Origin of the sequence: Stenotrophomonas sp. SKA14 (genome assembly GCF_000158575.1) — a bacterium.
Lineage (GTDB): Bacteria > Pseudomonadota > Gammaproteobacteria > Xanthomonadales > Xanthomonadaceae > Stenotrophomonas > Stenotrophomonas forensis.
The window spans coordinates 1,034,910-1,054,938 of the sequence record NZ_DS999412.1; the positions used below are offsets into that span (position 1 = coordinate 1,034,910).

The window sequence follows — 20,029 nt, forward strand, 5'->3', positions numbered from 1 at the left end:
CTTGAAGGCGGCCTTCTCCCCGGGGCCGCCGCGGCCGGGGCAGTGCGCTGCCCCGGCCACCTTTGCCCAGAGAACGCGCATAAAAAAGGGGCGGCCGCGAGGCCGCCCCAACCCGTCAAGAGAGCACGTGACTAACCGGGCACGTGACTAGAAGCGGATCGACCAGCGGGCATTGGCACCGTGATCGCGGCTCTCGCTGCCGAACTGGCCGCTGTAGCCCAGTTCCAGCTGCTGCCGCGGGGTCAGCCAGGCCGACAGGCCCAGTTCGGCCACGACCGCATTGTCGGCAATCGGTGCGCCCTCGACCGCGAACGTCGTGGTGCTGTTGGCGAAGGCGAGGTTGGCCACCTGGCTGCGGTCACCCGAGGCGCGGCGATAGCCCACGCCACCGCGCAGGTGCAGCCAGCTGTCTTGTTGGAACGACGCCTTCAGGCCCTTGTCGAAGCGCACGCCGGCGGTGGCGACCGTGGTGCCGGTGTCGTCCACCTTGCCGTGCAGTGCCGCCGCACCGCCGCGCTCGTCGATCTGCTTGAGGTCCACTTCCACGCGCGCGAACTGCACATACGGCTCCAGGCCACCCTCGGCGCTGCCGAAGCGGTAGCCCGCCTCGATGAAGGCCTGGCGGGTGTGTGCGTTGTAGCGCGCGCTCAGGCTGTCACTGAAACCGGCAAAGGCCACATCGCGGTTGCTCTTCACTTCGTTGCGGCTCCATGCGACGCCGCCACGCAGGCCGAATCCGCCCCAGTTGTGGCTGGCGTAGGCACCGAAGTGGGTGTTGTCGATCTTCGACCGGGCGCGACGCTCCTGCTGCTTCACGTCGGTGCGGCCAGTGCCGGCCAATACGCCGATCTGCCAGCCGCCGAACTCGCGGTCGACGCCGACCAGCACGCCGTTGCTGTTGGTATCGGTGCGCGCGGTGTTGGAATTGCCATCCAGCTTGCCGTTGCCGCCGATGGCCTGCACCCATGCGCCGGTGGCGTCGCCCGGCTCCGCACCGGGGGCCGCCGCGCCGGCGCGACGCGACAGCGCGGCATCACGGACATGGCGGCTGCCTTCGACCAGGGCCAGCGCGGTGGCAGCGTGCAGTTCGCCGCCGATGCCGTCGAGCACGCCGCCGACCTGCTGCGGGAACAGCTGGGTCAGCGGCTTGGGCAGGCCCTGGTTGATCGCCAGCACGTCGGCGGCCGCGGCGATCGCGCGTTGGTTCGGCGTGCTGGCCGCGCTGGCCAGCAGCGCACCGCGTGCGACGTCGATGCGGGCGCCGTTGGCACCGTAGGCCAGGCTGAACTGCAGGAACGGCGAGAAGGCGCTGAAGTCGGTCCTGGCGAACTGGCCGCTGACGCCGCCGTCGGCGCGGATGAAGTTGAACTGCTCGCCGAGGTAGTAGGTGCCCGGTTCCGGCAACGCCACCAGGGTGCCGCCGAGGGTCGCGGTGCCGGTCACGTGCAGCTGGTCGCTGCGCCCACCCGGGGCCAGTTCGGCGGCAAACACGCCGCTGGCGCCCTGCACGTAGTTGCCGTTGATGGTGAGCGTGCCGATGGAGTTGCCGGGGGCGATGGTGCCATCGACGCGGGTGCTGCCCAGCGTGCCGACGCCCTTCAGCAGGCCGTTGGCCCCGACCGTGGTGGTGCCACCGGTCTGCGTGCCGTTGAAGGACACCACGCCGCCGTCGACCGTCAGGTTGCTGTTCTTCAGCACGCCGCTGGCGCTGACCGTGCTGACGCCGCCGTGGGTGGTGAGCGCGGTGGAGACCAGGCTGCCGTTGAGCAGGAACTGGCCACCCTGCACGTCGACCGCCGAAGTGAGCGCGTTGCTGCCGTTCAACTCCAGCGTGCCCTCGCGCAGTACAGCACCGTTGAAGGTGTTGTCGCCGCTCAGGCGCAGCCAGCCGATGCCGGATTTGGTCAGCTTGCCGGGGCCGCCGATGGCGTTGGTCCAGTCATCCCATGCATCGCCTTCCCACACCTTCAGGCCACCGGCCTTCTGGTTCATCACCACATTGGTATCCACCCGCAGCGATCCATAGCCTTCGATGGCCTTGCGCAGGTCGACCATGCCCCAGCCGTAGATGGGGTCGATGCCTGCCGCACCCAGATCGCGCGCGGTGGTCAGCAGCACATCGCGCACCTGGGCGTTGTCCAGGTACGGGAAGCGCTCCATCAACAGGCCGAGGGCGCCGGTGATGTGCGGTGCGGCCATCGACGTGCCGGTCTTGGTGCCGTAGGTGTACTGGGTGTTCTCGCTGTCGATGATCAGCCGCACGTACGCCGAGGTGTTCTCGATGCGGCCCTTGATCTCGCCGGACACGATGGTGCTGAGGATGTCGGTGCCGGGAGCGGAGATGCACCAGTTGGCGGCGACACCGCAGATGCTGGAGCTGCCGTCGATCACGTAGTCGGTTTCGCCGGCGGCGGCATTGGGCCGGCGCACATTGGCCACCGCCAGCCAGTAGGGTTCGATCTCCGGCTTCCAGCGCGGCATCGACGCGGTGATGCCGGCCACCGCACCACTGCCGTTGCCGGCCGACCAGACCTGGATCAGCGTGGAGCCGGGCTTGTCGCCGCTGACGGCATAGATGCTGCCGTACACGTCGTAGCCATCACCGATCGCCGCATACTGCGCGTCCAGCGCGGCAGCGGTCATGTTGCGGGTGGAGATGCCCCAGCTGTGGTTGATGGCGCGCACGCCCTGCGCCTGGATCTGCGCATACATGTCCAGCGTGGCAGCGTCATCCGGATCGGTGCGGTACAGCGCACGCGGGCGATAGAAGTTGTCAGGGTCCAGGCGCCACTCGTAGTAGGTGTCGCCGAAGACGCGGGCAGCGGTCAGGTTGGAACCGAACGCCACGCCGTGCATGCCCTTGCCATCACGGTTGGCACCGATGGTGCCCAGCACGTGGGTGCCATGGTCGGCGTAGCTGAAGCCATAGGGCTGGCCTGCGGCGATCAGCCGTGCGGCCAGCGCGGCGGGAACACCGGGGCCGAGGCCGTAGTAGTTGTAGCCCGGCTGCTCGCCACGGGTCTGGCCGCATGCGCCGGCACCGGCCACCACGCCGGGTGTGGCGCAGTCCGCACCGATGGTGATGCTGGAGGTGTTGCGCCCGGCAAATTCGGGGTGTGCCAGTGCCGAGCCTGAATCGAACAGGGCCAGGCGCACGCCCTGGCCGGTCAGGCCGCGCGCGTAGGCGTAATCGGCGCCCATCGCAGCCAGTCCCCAATCGGCGTTGAATTCATCGCTGCGCCAGCTGGCTGCATCGCCGGGTTTGCCGAGCAGGGCGGTGTTTTCCGTTGCAGGCGCAGTGGTGGTGGGCGCCGTGGAAGCCGACGACACATCGGCGACGGGCCGTGCCCACGCTGCCTGCAGCTGGCGTTGATGCTGCCAGGCATCGAGTGATTCGCTGGCCATGGCCGGCAAGGTGGTGGCCAGCAGCAGCGAGCTGGCAACAGCAAGTGCCAGCGGGCGATGCGGGAGGGAGCGGGACGAACGGCCGTGCAGCGGGTGATTCATCGGACAACTTCCTTGGTTGACGGACAACAACGCCGTTAACGCGAAGGCAGGCCGATGCCCCCCAGTCGTGTGAAGGAAATTTTATGAACTGGTTAAGGATTCGTGACGTGGATGTTCACCTCGCCTCCCGGCGGCCCCGCTACGGTGGGCCGGCCTGGGCTCACCAGGCTTATCAAGGAGTGATGACGATGCGTGCATTGAAGAAGATGGTCGCCGGTGCGGTGTTCGCGCTGGCCTGTACTGGTTCGGTGGCAGTGGCAGGGCCGGTCGAGCCCTGTGACAAGCCGTGCTGGCGGGCCTATCAGATGTGCCTGGCCAGCGGCGTTGATGCCGGTGAGTGCCAGCAGGCGTACAACACCTGCGTGGTCGACCTGTGCATGGGCGTGTGAGTCGCGCCTTCTAAGTTCTGTGCCGTCTGGAGCCCCGTCATCGACGGGGCTCTTCTGTTGCAGAAGGTGACGCTGGCATCGATGCGGTACTCTCGATGCGTCTTCCGGGAGAGGGAATGCCATGGCTGTCAGGCGCGTCGTTGCCAACATCGCCACGTCCGATCCGCAACGGGCTGCTGCCTTCTACGGCGACCTGCTCGGCATGCCGGTGGTGATGGACCACGGCTGGATCGTCACCCACGGCGGGCAGGGCAATGCGCTGGCACAGGTCAGTTTTGCCAGTGAAGGCGGCTCCGGCACCGCGGTGCCGGACCTGTCGATCGAGGTGGACAATCTGCAGGACGTGCTGGAGCGCATGCGCGCGGCCGGCATCGCGCTGGAGTACGGCCCGGCCGATGAACCCTGGGGCGTGCGTCGCTTCTTCGTGCGCGATCCGTTCGGAAGGCTGTTGAACATCCTCGCCCATTGCTGAGCGGAGGGTTGCGGGTCAGCGATGCATCGCGACCGGCGCTACGCCGACCATGCGCAGGCAGTCGTCCACCACGGCCGTAATGAAGGCGTCGGCGTCCTGCGCGGGTGCGGCGATCAGGTCATCGGTGGCGCCGTGCACGCCGGCATAGATCAGCGAGGCGGTGACCTGCGGCGACGGCAACTGCCACAGACCGGCGGTCATTCCCGTTTCAAGAATCGACAGCAGCTGCTGCTGGATCGCATTGCGCTCGGCATTGCCGCGCTGGTGATGATGGTGATGGGCGAAGACCACATCGTGCACGGCGTGCGTGCGCACGTAGATCTCGATGTTGGCGCGGATCCAGGCGCGCAGGCGTGCCACGCCATCGGCGGCGGGCTGCTGCTGCACGGCCTGGTCGACGTCCTCGATGAAGTGCCGGGTGTAGCGCTGCGCCAATGCCTGCAGGATCTCGCCGCGCGAGGCGAAGTAGGTATAGAAGGTGCCCTTGGCCACGTCGGCTGCGGCCACGATGTCACTGACGGTGGTGGCCTCCACGCCCTGTGACAGGAACAGCGCCTGCGCGGCGTCCATCAGTTCTTCCTGGCGGGTTTCGGCGGGCTTGGTGCGAGGCCTGGCGGCAGCGGGGGTCTGCATCGTGGCTGGGTCCGGGTGTGTCGGCCGCCATTCTAGCCCTGCCTCAGGAATGACTGACCGTCGCTCATTGACCGACGGTCAGTCAGTGGCTACGATGCGCGCACGTCCTCCCCCGGGATCCGAACATGCAACGCTTGCGACGACCGGCGCTGGTACTGGCGGCCTATCTCGGCACCTTCCTCGCATCGCTGGACATCAGCATCGTCAACGTCGCCCTGCCGACCCTGCAGCAGGCGCTGGACACCGACATGGCCGGCCTGCAGTGGGTGATCAACGCGTATGCCATCGCATTGTCGGCCCTGATGCTGTCGGCGGGCCCGCTCGGTGATCGCTATGGGCATCGGCGGATGTGGCTGCTCAGCGTGGCCACCTTCACCCTGGGGTCGTTGTTGTGCGCCTGCGCCGGAAACCTGCCAACGCTGGTGGCCGGGCGGGCGGTGCAGGGCATCGCCGGTGCGCTGCTGATTCCCAGCGCCATGCCGCTCCTCAGCCATGCGTTCCCCGATCCGCGCCAGCGTGCACGCGCGATCGGGGGGTGGTCGGCATTCAGTGCGCTGGCCCTGGTACTCGGCCCGTTGTTGGGCGGCGTGCTGGTGCAGCGCGCCGGCTGGGCGAGCATCTTCCTGATCAACCTGCCGCTGGGCCTGCTTGCCCTCATGCTCGGTGCGTGGGGTATCCCGGAGCGACGGCATCCACACCATGCAGCGCTGGACCCGGCGGGGCAACTGCTCAGCGTCGTTGCACTGGGTGCGCTGAGCTATGGCCTGATCGCGATCGGCGAGCAGGGCCTGCTGGCGCCGGCAACGCTGTCGGCGATGGGCATCGCCGCTGCCGGGCTGGTGTTGTTCGGCCTGGTCGAACGCCGGGTGGCACGCCCGCTGCTGCCGCTGGACCTGTTTGCCGATCGCCGTTTCGGCATGCTCAACCTGGCTTCGTTCGTGCTGGGATTCACCGCCTATGCGAGCCTGTTTTTCCTGTCCCTGTTCTTCCAGCAGGCGCAGGGGCTCAGCGCAGCCTCGGCAGGCTCGCAGCTGGTGCCACAGTTCCTGTTGATGGGCGTCGTCTCGTTGTTGTTCGGTCGCCTGGTGGTACGCGTGGGGCTGCACACCGCACTGGTCTGCGGCTATGTGCTGGTCGCCGTGGCGCTGTGCGCGATGGCCACGTTGCAGCCCGCGACGTCGGGAGGGCAGGCCAGTGCCTTGCTCATGCTGCTGGGCATCGGCATGGGGCTGGCAGTGCCCGCCACCGGCATGGCGGTCATGGCCCAGGTACCGGCCGAGCGCGCGGGCATCGCGTCAGCCACGATGAATGCATTGCGCCAGGCGGGCATGAGCCTGGGCATCGCGCTGCTGGGCAGCCTGATGGGCGTGCGTGCGGTACACCAGTTTGCCGCGTCCGCACTGGCCGCCGGGCAGCCAGGGCTGGCGGCCCATGCACGCGGGCTGATCCTGCACCCGGGCTCGACGTATTCCACGCCACAGGTGGTGGCGTGGTACCGCAGTGCGATGGCCAGTGGCTTCGGGTGGGCGATGGCGGTGGCAGGCGTGCTGGCCCTGCTTGCGGCCATCGGTCTGCGCCGACTTCGCCTCGCGCACTGACCGCGCAGCGTTCATCCCTGCTGGCGTTGCGGGTCCTTTGCGGTGGGGTCGAGCGATGCCTGTTGCTGCTGCTGGCGTGCGTTGGCGTGGCGTGCGTGGCCGCCTTCGCGGCCGATCGCCGCCATGTGCTGCCGATCGCGGCTGATGGCTTCGCCGCCCTTGCGGCCGGCGACGCGGGCCTCGTCCGGGCTGAATTCATGCGCGTTGCCGGAGGCATGCGCGGCGCGTCCGCCCTTGGCGGCGATCGCACGTTGCTTGTCCCCGTCCATCGAGGCGAAGCCCCGGGTGGAGCTGCGCGGGTTCTGGCCAGTCATGTGAATCCTCCTGCGGTGTGGGCGTCGCCGTCGTCGGCGACAGCGGCCATGCTTGGCCATCGCGCGCTAAGTCCAGGTCGCCATCCTTGCAGATGTCTTCACGCGGCCTGCGCACAGGGTTCAAGCGGCCGGCCGCCCTCGGCCGCAGCGGGGGCGAACCGTGTCAGCCTTCGCGTGCCTCGCGCAGGCGCTGCGCGAAGGGGCGTCGTTCGAGCGCCTGCAAGGCGCTGCGCAGCACCTGCTCCAGTGGCTGGCCGAGGTCGGCCTCCAGGCTGCGTGCTGCACGCGCGGTGGCCTGCCATTGGGCCTGCAGTGCCGGCACGGCCCGCAGCGCATGCGGGCTCAACTGCAGGATGCGTTCGCGGCTGTCTTCACCGATGACGCTGTGCAGCCAGCCGTCGCGCACCATCGCTGCCACGGTCTGGCTGAGCGCCGAATGGCTGAGCCCGCAGGCCAATGCCAGGTCCTTGATGCGGCACGGCCCCTGCGCCATCAGCGTGCGCAGCACCGGGGTGTAGCGCGGCCGATAGTCCAGCTGCAGATCGCGGTAGGCCTGTTCGACGGCCGGGTCGAGCTGATCGAGCAGGGCGCGCAGCAGCGTCCCCAGGGTGGCGTGTTGGAGATCCATGATCGCGATGATATATAAGCACTTATACATCATCAATACGGGGTGGGGTCATGGCGGTTTCGTGGATGCTGGGTGCGTTGCTGGCGGCGGCATGCCCGTCCCAGGATGCGGTTCTGCAGGCCGCGGCCACCGCAATACAGGCGCAGTACCTGGACGAGGCCGAGGGTGCCCGCATTGCCGCAGCGGTGCGCGGCTGGTCCAGCCAGCGGCGCTATGCGGACAGTTGCGCCGACCCGCAGGCGTTCAGTGCACGCCTGAACCAGGATCTGGACGTGTTCGATGGTCACTTCCATGTGGAACGCGTGGACGCCGATGCCGGCCAGGACGACTGGCTGATGGCCTGGCGCGCGGACGCGCGCATCAATGGTGCGGGCGTGCGCGAGGTACGGGTGCTGGAGGGCAACATCGGCTACCTGCGCCTGAGTACCTTCTATCCGCTCGACCTGGCCCGGCCGAAACTGGCGGCAGCGTTCAGCCTGCTGGCCGATACCGACGGCCTGGTACTGGACCTGCGCCAGAACGGCGGCGGCGATGATGGCAGCGCGGACCTGCTGGTGCGGACCCTGCTGGAGCCGGGAATCACCGAGGTACAGGCGCTGGAGCAGCGCGGTCGGCGCACTGCGGTCCGGTTGCCGCCGTCCAGCCTGCCGCCCTACCTGAAGCCGCTGGTGGTGCTGATCGACCGTCGCACCGGCTCGGCGGCCGAGTTCGTCGCGTACTCGTTGCAGGCGGTGGGGCGCGCACGCATCGTCGGCAGCCGCAGCGGTGGCGCCGCGCATATGTTCGATGATCCTGTGCAGCTGCCCGATGGTTATCAGATCAGCATTCCGGACCGTCAGCCGATCAACCTGCGCACCGGCGGCAACTGGGAACGAACCGGCATCACGCCTGATGTGCCCGGCGGTGATGATCCGCTGTTCATCGCGCGGCAACTGCTGGCACCGCCAACGTCGCCACGATGAACGCGTTTTTGCAACATCCGGCTATCGCAGACGACATGCCGCTTGCCTAGAATCGAATCATCCCGGTAGTTCCCGGGCGCTTCGAGCGAATGGACTCAATGAAGATTCTGTTGACCGGCAGTTCCGGACGGATCGGGCGTGCGATCTTTGGCGCACTCGCGGCCGCCCACGAAGTGGTGGGGCTGGATCGCAGCCCGTTCGCCACCACGCGCATCATCGCCGATGTCACCGATCGCCAGGCGGTGGAACGCGCTGTCCGTGGCGTCGACGCAGTGATCCACACCGCCGCCCTGCACGCACCGCATGTGGGACTGGTGCCGGATGCGGTGTTCCAGCAGATCAACGTGGAGGCCACCGCGCACCTGCTGCAGGCAGCTCGCGAGGCTGGTGCGCGGCGGTTCGTGCTGACCAGTACCACCGCGCTGTACGGGCATGCGGTGGTGGCGGGAGGCTGCCGCTGGATTGATGAAGACACCGAGCCCCTGCCCCGCACGATCTATCACCGCAGCAAGCTGCAGGCCGAGGCCCTGGCCGTGGCCGCCGCAGCACCGGGCTTCAGCGTGCGCGTACTGCGCATGGGCCGCTGCTTCCCGGAGCCGCCCGAGCGCATGGCGATGTTCCGCCTGCACCGTGGTATCGACGCGCGTGACGTGGCCAGTGCGCATGCCGCGCTGCTGCTTGATGACGGTGCCGCCTTCGCCCGCTACATCGCCTGTGCGCCGACGCCGTTCCGGCGTGAGGACTGCCTGGAACTGGCCACCCAGCCGCGCAACGTGCTGGCGCGGCGCGTGCCGCAGCTGCTGGCCGAGTTCGAACGCCGTGGCTGGCCGCTGCCGATGAACATCGACCGCGTCTACGACAGTGCCCGCCTCCGCAGCGAGCTGGGCTGGCAGCCGCGGTTCGGCCCGGACGATGTGCTGCAGCAGTACGCCGCGGGCAGCATCGAAGTGCTGCCGCGGGCGCAGTGGATCAAGGACCGCGTAGCCGAGTAGCCCGGCAGCGGGGCGGGTTGCTGACCCGTCCCTGAGCAGATTCAGGAATGTGCATGCGGGCTGCCTCAACCTCGTGGGTGGGCGGCCGCTAACCCGGTGCGCTTCCAGCGCCGGGCGTGCCCCGGCGGCCGGCGGCCTGCGCGACGGATCGCGCGCCTGCGCGGTGCCCTCGCGGTGCCGGTCATCCCGAACTGCCTAGCGGACCCTTCCATGCCTCCTTCCCGTTCCGCCGCTGCCCGACGCCCGGGCAGCATCGCCCACAAGTTGATGCTGGGCACCGCCGTGATCGCGCTGCTGTGCTTCGGCCTGACCGCGTTCCTGATCTACCGCCAGGCCAGTGCCAGCCTGATCGATGCCTCGCGCCAGACCATGACCAGCGAAGCCAACGCCGAAGCGCGCCAGGTTGCCGCCGATCTGGGCACGGCCTTCGCCAGCAACGACGCGATGGTCGAAGCCGTGCTCGCCCAGCGTGCGCGCGGCGATGTACCCGACCGCGCCAGCCTGGCGGCGGTGCTCGGCGAGCAGCTGCGCACCCATCCGGAATGGCTGGGCAAGAGCACCATGTGGGAAGCCGACGCGTTCGACGGCAAGGACGCCGAGTTCGTCAACACCGAGGCGCACGATGCCACCGGGCGCTACATGAGTTACTGGGCCTGGCAGGACGGCGCACCGCAGCAGTCGCCGATGACGGACTACACCGAAGCCGCCGATGGTTCGGCCGACTGGTACATGGATCCCAGCCGCGACAAGCTGCCCAAGGTCAGTGAACCCTATGCCTATGACATCGGCGGCCAGCAGGTGCTGATGAGCACACTGAGCACGCCGATCATCGAGAAGGGCACCTTCCTCGGCGTGTTCACCGTCGACTTCTCGCTGGCGGCGCTGCAGAAGCACCTGGCCACGCTGACGCCGATGGGCGCCGGCCGTGTCGAACTGCTTTCGCCCAAGGGCGTGGTACTGGCCTCGGCCAACGCCGCCGAGATCGGCAAGCCGCGCAGCGACGCGTTGACCCGCAGCATGCTGGCGGACATCGCCGCAGACCGCCGCTTCGAGGCCTTCACCCCGGATGCCGCCGGCAACGTGCGCGTGTACGTGCCGCTGCGCGTTGGCGACGCCCCGCAGCGTTTCGCGCTGGGCGTGGTGATGCCGCATGCGATGATCGTGGCCGAGGCGCGCCAGCTGCTGTGGCTGACCCTGCTGGTCGGCGTGGTGGCGGCCCTGGCCCTGAGCGCGGGTGTCTACGTGCTGCTGCGCCGGCTGGCGATCCGCCCGCTGGCCGAAGCCGTGCGCGTGGCCGGCGATGTCGCCGCGGGCAAGCTGGACAGCACTCTGCCGGCGCGCAGCAATGACGAAGTGGGACGCCTGCTGGAGGCGATGCAGGGCATGCGCGGCCAGCTGCAGGCGGTGATGGCCGCGCAGGCGGAAATGGCCCGCCGTCATGACGCCGGCGAGCTCAGCTACCGGATGGACGCCTCGGCGTTCCCGGGCGAGTACGGCCGCATGGTGGCCGACAGCAACCAGCTGGTGGCCTCCAGCAATGCCGTCACCCAGCGCCTGGTCGAAGTGATGCAGCGCTATGCCGTGGGCGACCTCAGCGTGGACATGGAGGCGCTGCCGGGCGAGAAGGCCGTGTTCAGCGCCGCGATGGCCACCACCAAGAGCAACCTGGCCGCGATCAACGATCAGATCCAGCAGCTGGCCGCGGCCGCCGCTGCCGGTGATTTCGCGGTGCGTGGAGATGCGCTGCGCTTCGAACACGACTTCCGCCGCATGGTGGAAACGCTCAACACCATGATGCAGGTCAGCGACCACAACCTGGCCGAGCTGTCGACGCTGTTGCGTGCGATCGCCGCCGGTGACCTCACTGCCCGCATGCAGGGTGATTTCCACGGGGTGTTCGCGGTGATGCGCGACGATGCCAACAGCACCGTGCAGCAGCTGACCGGAATCGTCGGGCAGATCCAGCAGTCCGCGGCCAGCATCCGCCTGGCAGCCGGCGAGATCGCAGCCGGCAACAGCGACCTGTCGCGGCGTACCGAACAGCAGGCCGCGAACCTGGAAGAGACCGCCGCGTCGATGGAGGAACTGACCTCCACCGTGCGCCAGAACGCCGATCACGCGCTGCAGGCCAACACACTGGCCGGTTCCGCGGCCGGCGTGGCCAGCGAAGGGGGACAGGTGGTCAGCCAGGTGGTGCAGACCATGGAGCAGATCGAGGCCTCGTCGCAGCGCATTGCCGAGATCATCTCGGTGATCGATGGCATCGCGTTCCAGACCAATATCCTGGCGCTGAACGCCGCAGTGGAAGCGGCACGTGCCGGTGAGCAGGGCCGCGGGTTTGCGGTGGTCGCCAGCGAAGTGCGCGCGCTGGCGCAGCGCTCGGCCGGCGCCGCCAAGGAGATCAAGGAGCTGATCGATGCCTCGGTCGCGCAGGTCGGCGCCGGCGCGGAACTGGTGCATGGCGCCGGTCGCACCATGCAGGAGATCGTCGGCCAGGTCGGGCGGGTCAACGAGATCATGGCCGAGATCTCGGCCGCCTCGCGCGAGCAGTCGGCCGGCATCGAGCAGGTCAACCAGACCGTGGTGCAGATGGACGAGACCACCCAGCAGAATGCTGCGCTGGTGGAGGAAGCCAGTGCCGCCGCGCGGGCGATGGAGGAACAGGCCGAGCAGTTGGCGGTGGCGGTGTCGCGCTTCCGCCTGCAGGCCGGGCCGGTGGCGGTGGCACGCCGCGCGGCGTGAACCCTTGGGAGACAGCCGGGGCGTTCATGGCGATGAACCGTACACACGGCAACGGGTTCAGGAATGCACCCCGACAGCGGGAATTCAAGCGTATGGCTGCCGTGGCGCTGCGGCCGGGCGCCGCACCGTCACCCATCCGCCTTGTTTTTAGGATAGGGTGCGCAGTTCCGCTGCCGCCCCAGCTGAATCCGTGCGGCGGCGGGATGTCCATGGAGGTTGCATGACCACACCTGCTACACCGGAAAACGCACCGGGACCGGTGCTCCTGCCGACACCTGAAGTGGTGCAGGCACAACAACTGCTCGCACGCCAGCAACTGGCGGTGGCCATGGACCGTGCACGCACGGCGGCCACGCGGGACGCGGCACCGGCCGCACTGGAAAGCGAGTAACCCGCAACACCGCCGATCGCGCTGGCCTGCCGCCAGCGCGATCGCCGCGCGCGCTCGGTCAGAACCGTGCGGTCATGCTGAGGAAGTAGCTGCGCCCGGCCACGAAGTAGTCGGTCGAGCCTTCGGCATACAGCTTCTTGTCGGCCAGGTTGCTGACACCGCCGCGCAGGGTCAGCACCTCGTTGACGTTCCATGCAGCGGTCAGGTCGTACAGCGTGTACGCCTTGAGGAAGGTCGTGGCCACGCCGTCCTGCTTGCCGGTGTACTGCGCCGACAGGCTGCTGGAGAACGCCGCGTTGGGCGTCCAGTCCAGCGACGAATAGCCCGAGAACTCCGGCGTGTCGATCAGGTTGCGGCCGGTGGTCAGGTTCTTGGCTTCCTTCATCCAGGTCGCCGAGGTGCGCCAGCGCCAGTGCTCGCCGAAGCGGAAATTGAGGTTGCCTTCCATGCCGCTGGTGCGTGCGCGCTGCACGTTGCTCATGCGCGTCCACCAGATGCCGTTGAACCTGCCCAGCGGGGCGTACTCGATCTTGTTCCTGAAGTCGGTGTGGAAGTAGGTCAGGCCGGCATCCACCCAGTCGTTGTCGAAACTGATGCCGATCTCGCGGTTGGTGCTGGTTTCCGGGTCCAGGTCCGGGTTGCCGGCCATGTAGCAGCCGCCTCGGGTATAGCCCAACGGAATCAGTGAGGTGCAGCCACGGCCACCGGACTGGGTGGCGGCAGTCGCTGAATTCTCGGTCAGGCTGGGCGCGCGGAAGCCCTTGGAGACGCCGCCACGGATCGTCCACTGCTCGGCCGGGTGCCAGACCAGGTAGGCACGCGGGCTGACGTGGCCGCCGAATTTCTCATGGTGATCCATGCGTGCGCCCAACGTCAGCGCCAGGGTGCGATGCAGTTTCAGTTCGTCCTCGACGAACAGCGCCCAGGTGTCCACTTCCAGATCGGAGCCGCTGACCGCGTTGCCGGCATAGTCGATCGGTGCACGGCCGATGGTGTCGGTGTTGGTCAGCTCCTGGCGCTTCCATTGGCCACCCACCGCGAACTGATGTTCAACGCCGAGGGTGAACGGCGTGGTCAGGCTGCCTTCGATGATGGTGTCGGTGGCCTCGGAGCGGCCGGTGGCGCCGATGTCGTTCTTGTACTCGGTCCAGTACGCGCTGATCTTCGAGTTGCCGAAGCGCCACTTGCCATCGTGGTTGAGTGCCAGGGAGCTGCGCTTGAGTTCGGTGGCACCCCAGGCACCTTCGTCCTGCTTTTCCAGGGCGGCATCGATGAAGGCCTGCTGCACGCCGTGGCCCGCTTCCAGCGACAGTTCCTGCGCGTCGCTGAGTTTCCACTGCAGCAGCGCGTCGACATTGCGGTCCTTCTCGCCGGCATAGGCATTGCCGTAGACGCCGCCATTGGACTGGTCGGAATCGCGGCGCATGCTGTTGGCACCGATGCGCAGGCCGAAGCGCTCGCCGAGCGGGCCGGAGAACGTAGCGCCGATCTGCTGGGTGTCGCCGCGCTTGTCGTCGCCCGGTCGCGTGTAGCTGTGGGTGGCGCTGCCGTTCCAGTCATCACCGATGCGTTTGGTGATGATGTTGATCACGCCGCCCATGGCGTCGGAGCCATACAGCGACGACATCGGCCCGCGCACCACCTCGATGCGCTCGATCTGGTCGGGCGAAATCCAGTTCAGGTCCTGGCGTCCGAGGTCGGGGCGATAGTTGGTCGAGGCCGAGCTGCCCATGCGCTTGCCGTCTACCAGCACCAGCGTGTAGTTGGACGGCATGCCGCGCAGCTTGATCTTGGACTGCTCGCCGGCCGCGCTGAGGCCACCGGTCACGCCGGGCACGCGGCTGAGCAGGGTGGCCAGGTCGTGCACCGGCTGGCGCTCGATGTCCTCGCGGCTGATCACGCTGATGCTGGCCGGGGCATCCTTGATCCATTGCTGGTTGCCCGAGGCGGTGACCACCACGGTGTCCAGATCCTTGGTGGAGGCATCGGCTCCGGCTCCGGCTCCGGCGGCGGCCAGGCCGGGCAGGGCAAGCAGGCAGGTGGTGGCAACGGCGACGGCCAGGCGGCTGCGCGCGGGATGCGCGGAATGGGAACGGAATGACAGGGACATGACGGCTTCCATGGGAGAAGGAGAGACCCGGTGGAAGCGCAGGCGCAGGCAGACAGCAGGCAGCCCCCTTCCGTGGGTCGTCGGCGCGCGGCGGGCCGGCGCGGCTGGGTGGGTCTCAACCGTTTTGGAGACGGTGACCTGCCTGGTTAATGAAATGATAACCGTTCGCGTTTGTTACGATCCAGTACCTGTCGTGACGAAGCGACAACATCGCTTGCGGGACGTCATCGCCTGCTGTTTGCTGAATGGGGGCAATTCCCGGCGTAGGCCTTCGCACCCGGCTTACATCCGGCGCCCTAGACTGGGCCGCATTTTCGATTCCGCCCCGTTGGAGATCGTGTGGGTTCCGGTAGTGACAGACATCGACTGTGCGGCCAAGGGCCGGCACAGCCAGGACAAGTGCGGGCGCCGGGAAGGCGCGCCGGGAACCTTCGTGCATGCAGCCCGGCCGGGATGGCCGGCCGTGCCGAACGTGCGGAGTAGGCGGTGATGGGGGGTCAGACCATCCACGCGGAAGCGGATGCGCCCCGGCTGGATGCCGGCTGGGCGCTGCTGCCTGCTGAATCTCCGTTGCAGATGCCCGAGCAGACCCTGCGCGAAGGCGCCCTCAAGGTCCGCCGGCATCGCACGTCGCCGCGCCTGATCGGCCTGCGGCGCTTCTATATTTTCGGTGGCACGCTGGGCATGACCGCCGTGGCCACGCGGATGATGTGGCGGGTGCTGTCGACCAATGGCATCAGCGTGCTTGAAGCCTGCCTGCTGGTGTTGTTCGTGGGCCTGTTTGCCTGGATCGCGCTGTCCTTCGCCAGCGCGCTGGCGGGCTTCCTGACCGCCGTGTTCGACCGTGGCTATCGCCTCGGCATCGACCCGGACAAGCCGCTGCCGACCGTGCACAGCCGCACCGCGCTGCTGATGCCCACCTACAACGAAGATCCGCGCCGCCTGCTGGCGGGCCTGCAGGCCATCTATGAATCGGTGGCCGCCACCGGCCAGCTTGAGCGCTTCGACTTCTTCGTGCTCAGCGATACCCGTCGCGAGGACATTGCGCGCGCCGAAGAGCAGGTGTTCGCCGAACTGCGCGACCGCGTGCCGGAGGGTAGAACGCGACTGTTCTACCGCCGCCGTGGCGACAACACCGGGCGCAAGGCCGGCAACATCGCCGACTGGGTGCGACGCTTTGGCGGTGCCTATCCGCAGATGCTGATCCTTGACGCCGACAGCCTGATGACCGGCGACAGCATCGTGCGCCTGGTCGCAGGCATGGAGCACAACGCCGATGTCGGCCTGATCCAGACGCTGCCGGCGGTGATCGGTGGCCGCACCCTGTTCGCCCGCATGCAGCAGTTCGGTGGCCGTGTGTACGGCCCGGTGATCGCCCGTGGCGTGGCCTGGTGGCACGGCGCCGAGAGCAACTACTGGGGCCACAACGCGATCATCCGCACCCGCGCCTTCGCCGACCACGCCGGCCTGCCGGCGCTGCCCGGACGCAAGCCGTTCGGCGGCCACGTGCTCAGCCACGATTTCGTGGAAGCGGCGCTGATGCGCCGTGGCGGCTGGGCCGCGCACATGGTGCCCTACCTGGGGGGCAGCTACGAGGAAGGCCCACCGACGCTGACCGACCTGCTGGTGCGTGACCGCCGCTGGTGCCAGGGCAACCTGCAGCACGGCAAGGTGGTGGGCAGCCGCGGCCTGCACTGGATCAGCCGCACCCACATGCTGATCGGCATCGGCCATTACTTCACCGCGCCGATGTGGGCGATGCTGATGTTGATCGGCATCGCCATCCCGTTGTTCCAGCAGGGCATCGACTTCAACGCCCTGCTGCACCTGTCGCCCAGCGTGTACTGGCGCGCCCAGGACGAGGAGCAGGTAGTGCGCCTGTTCGCCGCCACCATGGCGGTGCTGCTGCTGCCCAAGGTGCTGGGTTACCTGGCGATGCTGCTGGACCCGGTCGACCGCCGCGGCTGCGGGGGTGCGATCCGTGGGTTCGTCTCGATGCTGGTGGAAACCGTACTGGCTGCGCTGATGGCGCCGGTAGTGATGTACGTGCAGTCGCGCGGCGTGGCCGAAGTGCTGTCCGGCCGCGACTCGGGCTGGGACGCACAGCAGCGCGACGACGGTGGCATCTCGTGGCTGGCGCTGATCCGTGGCTACGGTGGCCTGGGCGTGTTCGGTGCCTTCATGGGCGTGCTGGCCTGGGCGGTATCGCCGTCGCTGGCGGCGTGGATGGCGCCGGTGGTGATCGGCATGGTACTGGCGGTGCCGGTGGTGGCACTGACCTCCTCGCGCGGCCCGGGCGCCTTCCTGCACCGCCTTGGCCTGCTCGACATCCCCGAGGAGAACATCCCGCCGCCGGTGCTGGTGCGGGCCGCACAGCTGCGCCGGGAAGCGGCCGAGCAACCGCCGCTGTACTGATCGCCCCGCGCCAGCGGCATAATGCGGCTCGAACTTGAAGGAGCCGCATCATGCTGCAAACGGTGGAACAGGAAACCGGCGCCTCGCCGCAGTGGTCGGTGATCTGGCTGCACGGCCTCGGCGCCGACGGCCATGATTTCGCGCCGATCGTGCCGGAGCTGGTGCGGCCGCATTGGCCGGCGCTGCGCTTCGTGTTCCCGCACGCGCCGGTGCGGCCGATCACCATCAACAATGGCGTGCCGATGCGTGGCTGGTACGACATCGTCGGCATGGATTTCCGTTCGCGCGCCGACATGGCCGGCGTGCAGGAATCGGTGGTGCAGCTGGACGCGCTGATCGCACGTGAGATCGAGCGTGGCATCGCGCCGGAGAAGATCTTCCTGGCGGGCTTTTCGCAGGGTGGGGCAATCATCCTCACGGCGGCGCTGTCGCGCACCGCACCGCTGGCCGGCCTGATCGCGCTGTCCACCTACCTGCCTGAGGCTGAAAGCGCCAAGCGTGTTGACGGTGCCGTGCAGGTGCCGGTGTTCATGGCCCATGGCAGCAGCGATCCGGTGATTCCGCAGGCGGTGGCCGTACACAGCGCGCAGGCATTGCAGGCGCTGGGCCTCGAACTGGAATGGCACAGCTATCCGATGGCCCACCAGGTCTGCGCCGAAGAGATCCAGGCGCTCGGTGACTGGCTGCAGGTACGGCTGGGCGCTGCCTGAGCCATGGCCCCGGCCAGCGCACCACCGTGGATGCCGGAGCTGTGCCGCCTGCCGCGGTTGGCGGCGATGCTGGGCCTGGCCGAGCTGGTGGTGGTGGTGCTGGCCCTGGCGCCCGACGGCAGTCGCCACTGGACCTTCGGTGAACTGCTGTCGGCCAGTGGCTTCGCGCTGTGGCTGGCGCTGGCGGTCTCGGCCAGCCTGTGCCTGCTGCGGCAGGCGCTGTCGAGGTTGCCGCAGGTACTGGGGGCGGTCGCGGCGATCGCCCTGGCAACCCTGATCGCGGTGGTCTGCGCCGGCATCGTGCATGCGCTGTACGCGGTGCTGGGCGACAACTTCGCCAGTGGTATCAGCTTCTGGCGCTTCACCCTGGGCAGTGCCGCCACCACTGCACTGATCACGGCGTTGGCGTTGCGCTACTTCTATGTGAGTGATCGCTGGGCCGCGCAGGTGCAGGCCAACGCGCGCGCGCAGGCCGATGCGCTGCAGGCGCGGATCCGCCCGCATTTCCTGTTCAACAGCATGAACCTGATCGCCAGCCTGCTGCATCGCGATCCGGCCGTGGCCGAGCGCGCGGTGCTCGATCTGTCCGATCTGTTCCGTGCCGCGTTGGGCGCAGGCGAGGGCGATTCGACCCTGCGCGACGAATGCGAGCTGGCCGAGCGTTATCTGTCGATTGAATCGCTGCGCCTGGGCGAGCGCCTGCAGGTGCAGTGGCAGCGTGACGAACCATTGCCGTGGGACCTGCCATTGCCGAGGCTGGTATTGCAGCCACTGGTGGAGAACGCCGTGCTGCACGGCATCTCACGCCTGCCCGAAGGCGGCACCATCGAGCTGCAGCTGGTGCGCGAGGGCCAGGAGCTGCAGATCCGCGTGCGCAATCCCGCACCCGATCCGCAGGCCCCGGGGCTGGCGCTGGCGCGCGGTGCCGGGCATGCCCAGCACAGCATCGGCCATCGGTTGGCCTGGCGCTTCGGCAGTGCCGCGCGGATGACGGCCGGCTGGAGCGAGGGCTACTATGCCTGCCAGGTGACGGTGCCGATCCAGTGAGGGGACGATCGTGAGGGTAGTCATCGCCGATGACGAACCGCTGGCGCGCGAGCGCCTGCGCAGCCTGTTGGCGGCGCAGGAAGGCGTGGACGTGGTGGCCGAGGCCGGCAACGGCGAGCAGGCCCTGCACGCCTGCGCGGAGCTGCAGCCGGACCTGGTCCTGCTGGATATCGCGATGCCCGGGCTGGATGGCCTGGAAGCGGCCCGCCACCTGGCCAGCTTCGAGCCACGGCCGGCAGTGGTGTTCTGTACCGCCTATGACGCGCATGCCCTGTCGGCCTTCGAGGCGGCGGCCATTGATTACCTGATGAAGCCGGTGCGTGCCGAGCGTCTGGCCGCCGCGATCGCACGTGCACGTACCTTCCTGGCCGGGCGCGACGGCCAGCCGCAGGACAACAGCGGGCAGCAGGCACGCAGCATGCTGTGCGCACGCCTGCGCGGCAGCCTGCGGCTGATTCCGCTGGACGACATCCATTACCTGCAGGCCGAAGAGAAGTACGTGGTGGTGCACCACGCGCGCGGCGAAGACCTGATCGAGGAATCGTTGAAGTCGCTGGAGGAAGAATTCGCCAGCCGCTTCATCCGCATCCATCGCAACTGCCTGGTGGCACGCCACGAACTGGTGGAACTGCGCCGTGGCTCGGGCGGGCAGGTGCAGGCGATGTTGAGGCATGGCAAGCAACCGCTGGAAGTCAGCCGCCGCTGCGTGGCGATGCTGAAGCAGGAATTGCGGCATCTGTGAGGGTTCCGCGCGGCCTGCGGCCGCGACTGCTTACAGATCAACATCAAGATCAAGATCAACAGCAGGTTGGTCGGCTCGTTGTTCTTACGTGCTGGGTCGGGCCGGGGTGAGGTGGCGGGACACGCCGTAAACCCATCCATGGGGGCTCGATGGCGCCATCCATGGCGCCAACGGTCCCGCCACCCCACCCCGACCCAACCCTCTCGTTCTCCACTGCACCGGACAGCAAAAGCGTTGGTGTTATCGGGTGGGGAGGTAAATGTAGAGTCGAGCCATGCTCGACTCAGAGCGAAGCGACCCGCTGTTGCGCCTGATTTTCTTTTGATCTTCCGTGGCTGACGCACACGGAAACTGTCAGAGGCCGGGGCGGTGGGGGC

The 20,029-nt window shown here is 68.1% G+C and carries 16 protein-coding genes; 11 read left to right on the forward strand and 5 right to left on the reverse strand.

The annotated features are described in order from the left end of the window. Positions 1-147: 147 nt before the first annotated feature. A complete protein-coding gene (locus tag SSKA14_RS04835; protein WP_008268300.1) occupies positions 148-3,507 on the reverse strand; it encodes an autotransporter domain-containing protein in 3,360 nt (1,119 codons plus the stop codon). A 188-nt stretch (positions 3,508-3,695) separates the two neighbouring features. On the opposite strand from SSKA14_RS04835, the gene SSKA14_RS04840 reads away from it, so the two are divergent. Both SSKA14_RS04840 and SSKA14_RS04845 read left to right on the forward strand, forming a co-directional pair. Then, on the forward strand, positions 3,696-3,896 hold the full coding sequence (locus SSKA14_RS04840; RefSeq protein WP_006472022.1) for a hypothetical protein: 201 nt from the start codon (positions 3,696-3,698) through the stop codon (positions 3,894-3,896). A 121-nt stretch (positions 3,897-4,017) separates the two neighbouring features. Next, positions 4,018-4,368 (forward strand): VOC family protein, encoded by a 351-nt coding sequence (locus SSKA14_RS04845; RefSeq protein ID WP_008265639.1) that lies wholly within the window; start codon positions 4,018-4,020, stop codon positions 4,366-4,368. 15 nt (positions 4,369-4,383) lie between these two features. Here the strand turns inward: SSKA14_RS04845 and SSKA14_RS04850 are convergent, their stop codons facing one another. Continuing rightward, positions 4,384-5,001 (reverse strand): TetR/AcrR family transcriptional regulator, encoded by a 618-nt coding sequence (locus SSKA14_RS04850; RefSeq protein WP_008264561.1) that lies wholly within the window; start codon positions 4,999-5,001, stop codon positions 4,384-4,386. A gap of 125 nt (positions 5,002-5,126) precedes the next feature. On the opposite strand from SSKA14_RS04850, the gene SSKA14_RS04855 reads away from it, so the two are divergent. Further along, entirely contained in the window at positions 5,127-6,599 is a 1,473-nt protein-coding gene (locus tag SSKA14_RS04855) for an MFS transporter (protein ID WP_008265207.1), read from the forward strand. 11 nt (positions 6,600-6,610) lie between these two features. Here the strand turns inward: SSKA14_RS04855 and SSKA14_RS04860 are convergent, their stop codons facing one another. Then, positions 6,611-6,913, reverse strand: coding sequence for a KGG domain-containing protein (locus SSKA14_RS04860; protein ID WP_008266579.1), 303 nt, complete (start codon positions 6,911-6,913; stop codon positions 6,611-6,613). Between the two features lie 163 nt (positions 6,914-7,076). Then, positions 7,077-7,541 carry a MarR family transcriptional regulator gene (locus tag SSKA14_RS04865; RefSeq protein ID WP_008265190.1) on the reverse strand — a complete coding sequence of 155 codons (465 nt, stop codon included), beginning with the start codon at positions 7,539-7,541 and terminating at the stop codon, positions 7,077-7,079. A gap of 50 nt (positions 7,542-7,591) precedes the next feature. Between SSKA14_RS04865 and SSKA14_RS04870 the strand changes: the two genes are divergently transcribed. The 4 genes from SSKA14_RS04870 to SSKA14_RS23945 all read left to right on the forward strand — a co-directional run bounded on the left by SSKA14_RS04870 (position 7,592) and on the right by SSKA14_RS23945 (position 12,628). Then, positions 7,592-8,503, forward strand: a complete 912-nt coding sequence (locus SSKA14_RS04870; RefSeq protein ID WP_008267655.1) for a S41 family peptidase — start codon at positions 7,592-7,594, stop codon at positions 8,501-8,503. Positions 8,504-8,601: 98 nt separating this feature from the next. Beyond that, a complete protein-coding gene (locus SSKA14_RS04875) occupies positions 8,602-9,495 on the forward strand; it encodes an NAD(P)-dependent oxidoreductase (protein WP_040007053.1) in 894 nt (297 codons plus the stop codon). Positions 9,496-9,705: 210 nt separating this feature from the next. Beyond that, positions 9,706-12,237 carry a methyl-accepting chemotaxis protein gene (locus SSKA14_RS24240; protein ID WP_008266489.1) on the forward strand — a complete coding sequence of 844 codons (2,532 nt, stop codon included), beginning with the start codon at positions 9,706-9,708 and terminating at the stop codon, positions 12,235-12,237. Positions 12,238-12,457: 220 nt separating this feature from the next. Continuing rightward, the gene (locus SSKA14_RS23945) at positions 12,458-12,628 is read left to right on the forward strand and encodes a hypothetical protein (protein ID WP_005419553.1); all 171 of its coding nucleotides are present in this window, start codon (positions 12,458-12,460) and stop codon (positions 12,626-12,628) included. Positions 12,629-12,686: 58 nt separating this feature from the next. Here the strand turns inward: SSKA14_RS23945 and SSKA14_RS04885 are convergent, their stop codons facing one another. After that, the gene (locus SSKA14_RS04885; RefSeq protein ID WP_040007054.1) at positions 12,687-14,738 is read right to left on the reverse strand and encodes a TonB-dependent receptor; all 2,052 of its coding nucleotides are present in this window, start codon (positions 14,736-14,738) and stop codon (positions 12,687-12,689) included. 489 nt (positions 14,739-15,227) lie between these two features. Between SSKA14_RS04885 and mdoH the strand changes: the two genes are divergently transcribed. From mdoH to SSKA14_RS04905, 4 genes are read left to right on the forward strand one after another with little or no spacing between them, the layout of a single operon-like run. Beyond that, positions 15,228-17,153 carry a glucans biosynthesis glucosyltransferase MdoH gene (gene mdoH / locus SSKA14_RS04890; protein WP_040007055.1) on the forward strand — a complete coding sequence of 642 codons (1,926 nt, stop codon included), beginning with the start codon at positions 15,228-15,230 and terminating at the stop codon, positions 17,151-17,153. 50 nt (positions 17,154-17,203) lie between these two features. Beyond that, the gene (locus SSKA14_RS04895) at positions 17,204-17,863 is read left to right on the forward strand and encodes an alpha/beta hydrolase (protein WP_008268349.1); all 660 of its coding nucleotides are present in this window, start codon (positions 17,204-17,206) and stop codon (positions 17,861-17,863) included. A 3-nt stretch (positions 17,864-17,866) separates the two neighbouring features. Further along, positions 17,867-18,910 carry a sensor histidine kinase gene (locus SSKA14_RS04900; protein WP_008264821.1) on the forward strand — a complete coding sequence of 348 codons (1,044 nt, stop codon included), beginning with the start codon at positions 17,867-17,869 and terminating at the stop codon, positions 18,908-18,910. A 10-nt stretch (positions 18,911-18,920) separates the two neighbouring features. Then, the gene (locus tag SSKA14_RS04905) at positions 18,921-19,652 is read left to right on the forward strand and encodes a LytTR family DNA-binding domain-containing protein (protein WP_008266949.1); all 732 of its coding nucleotides are present in this window, start codon (positions 18,921-18,923) and stop codon (positions 19,650-19,652) included. The last annotated feature ends 377 nt before the right edge of the window (positions 19,653-20,029 follow it).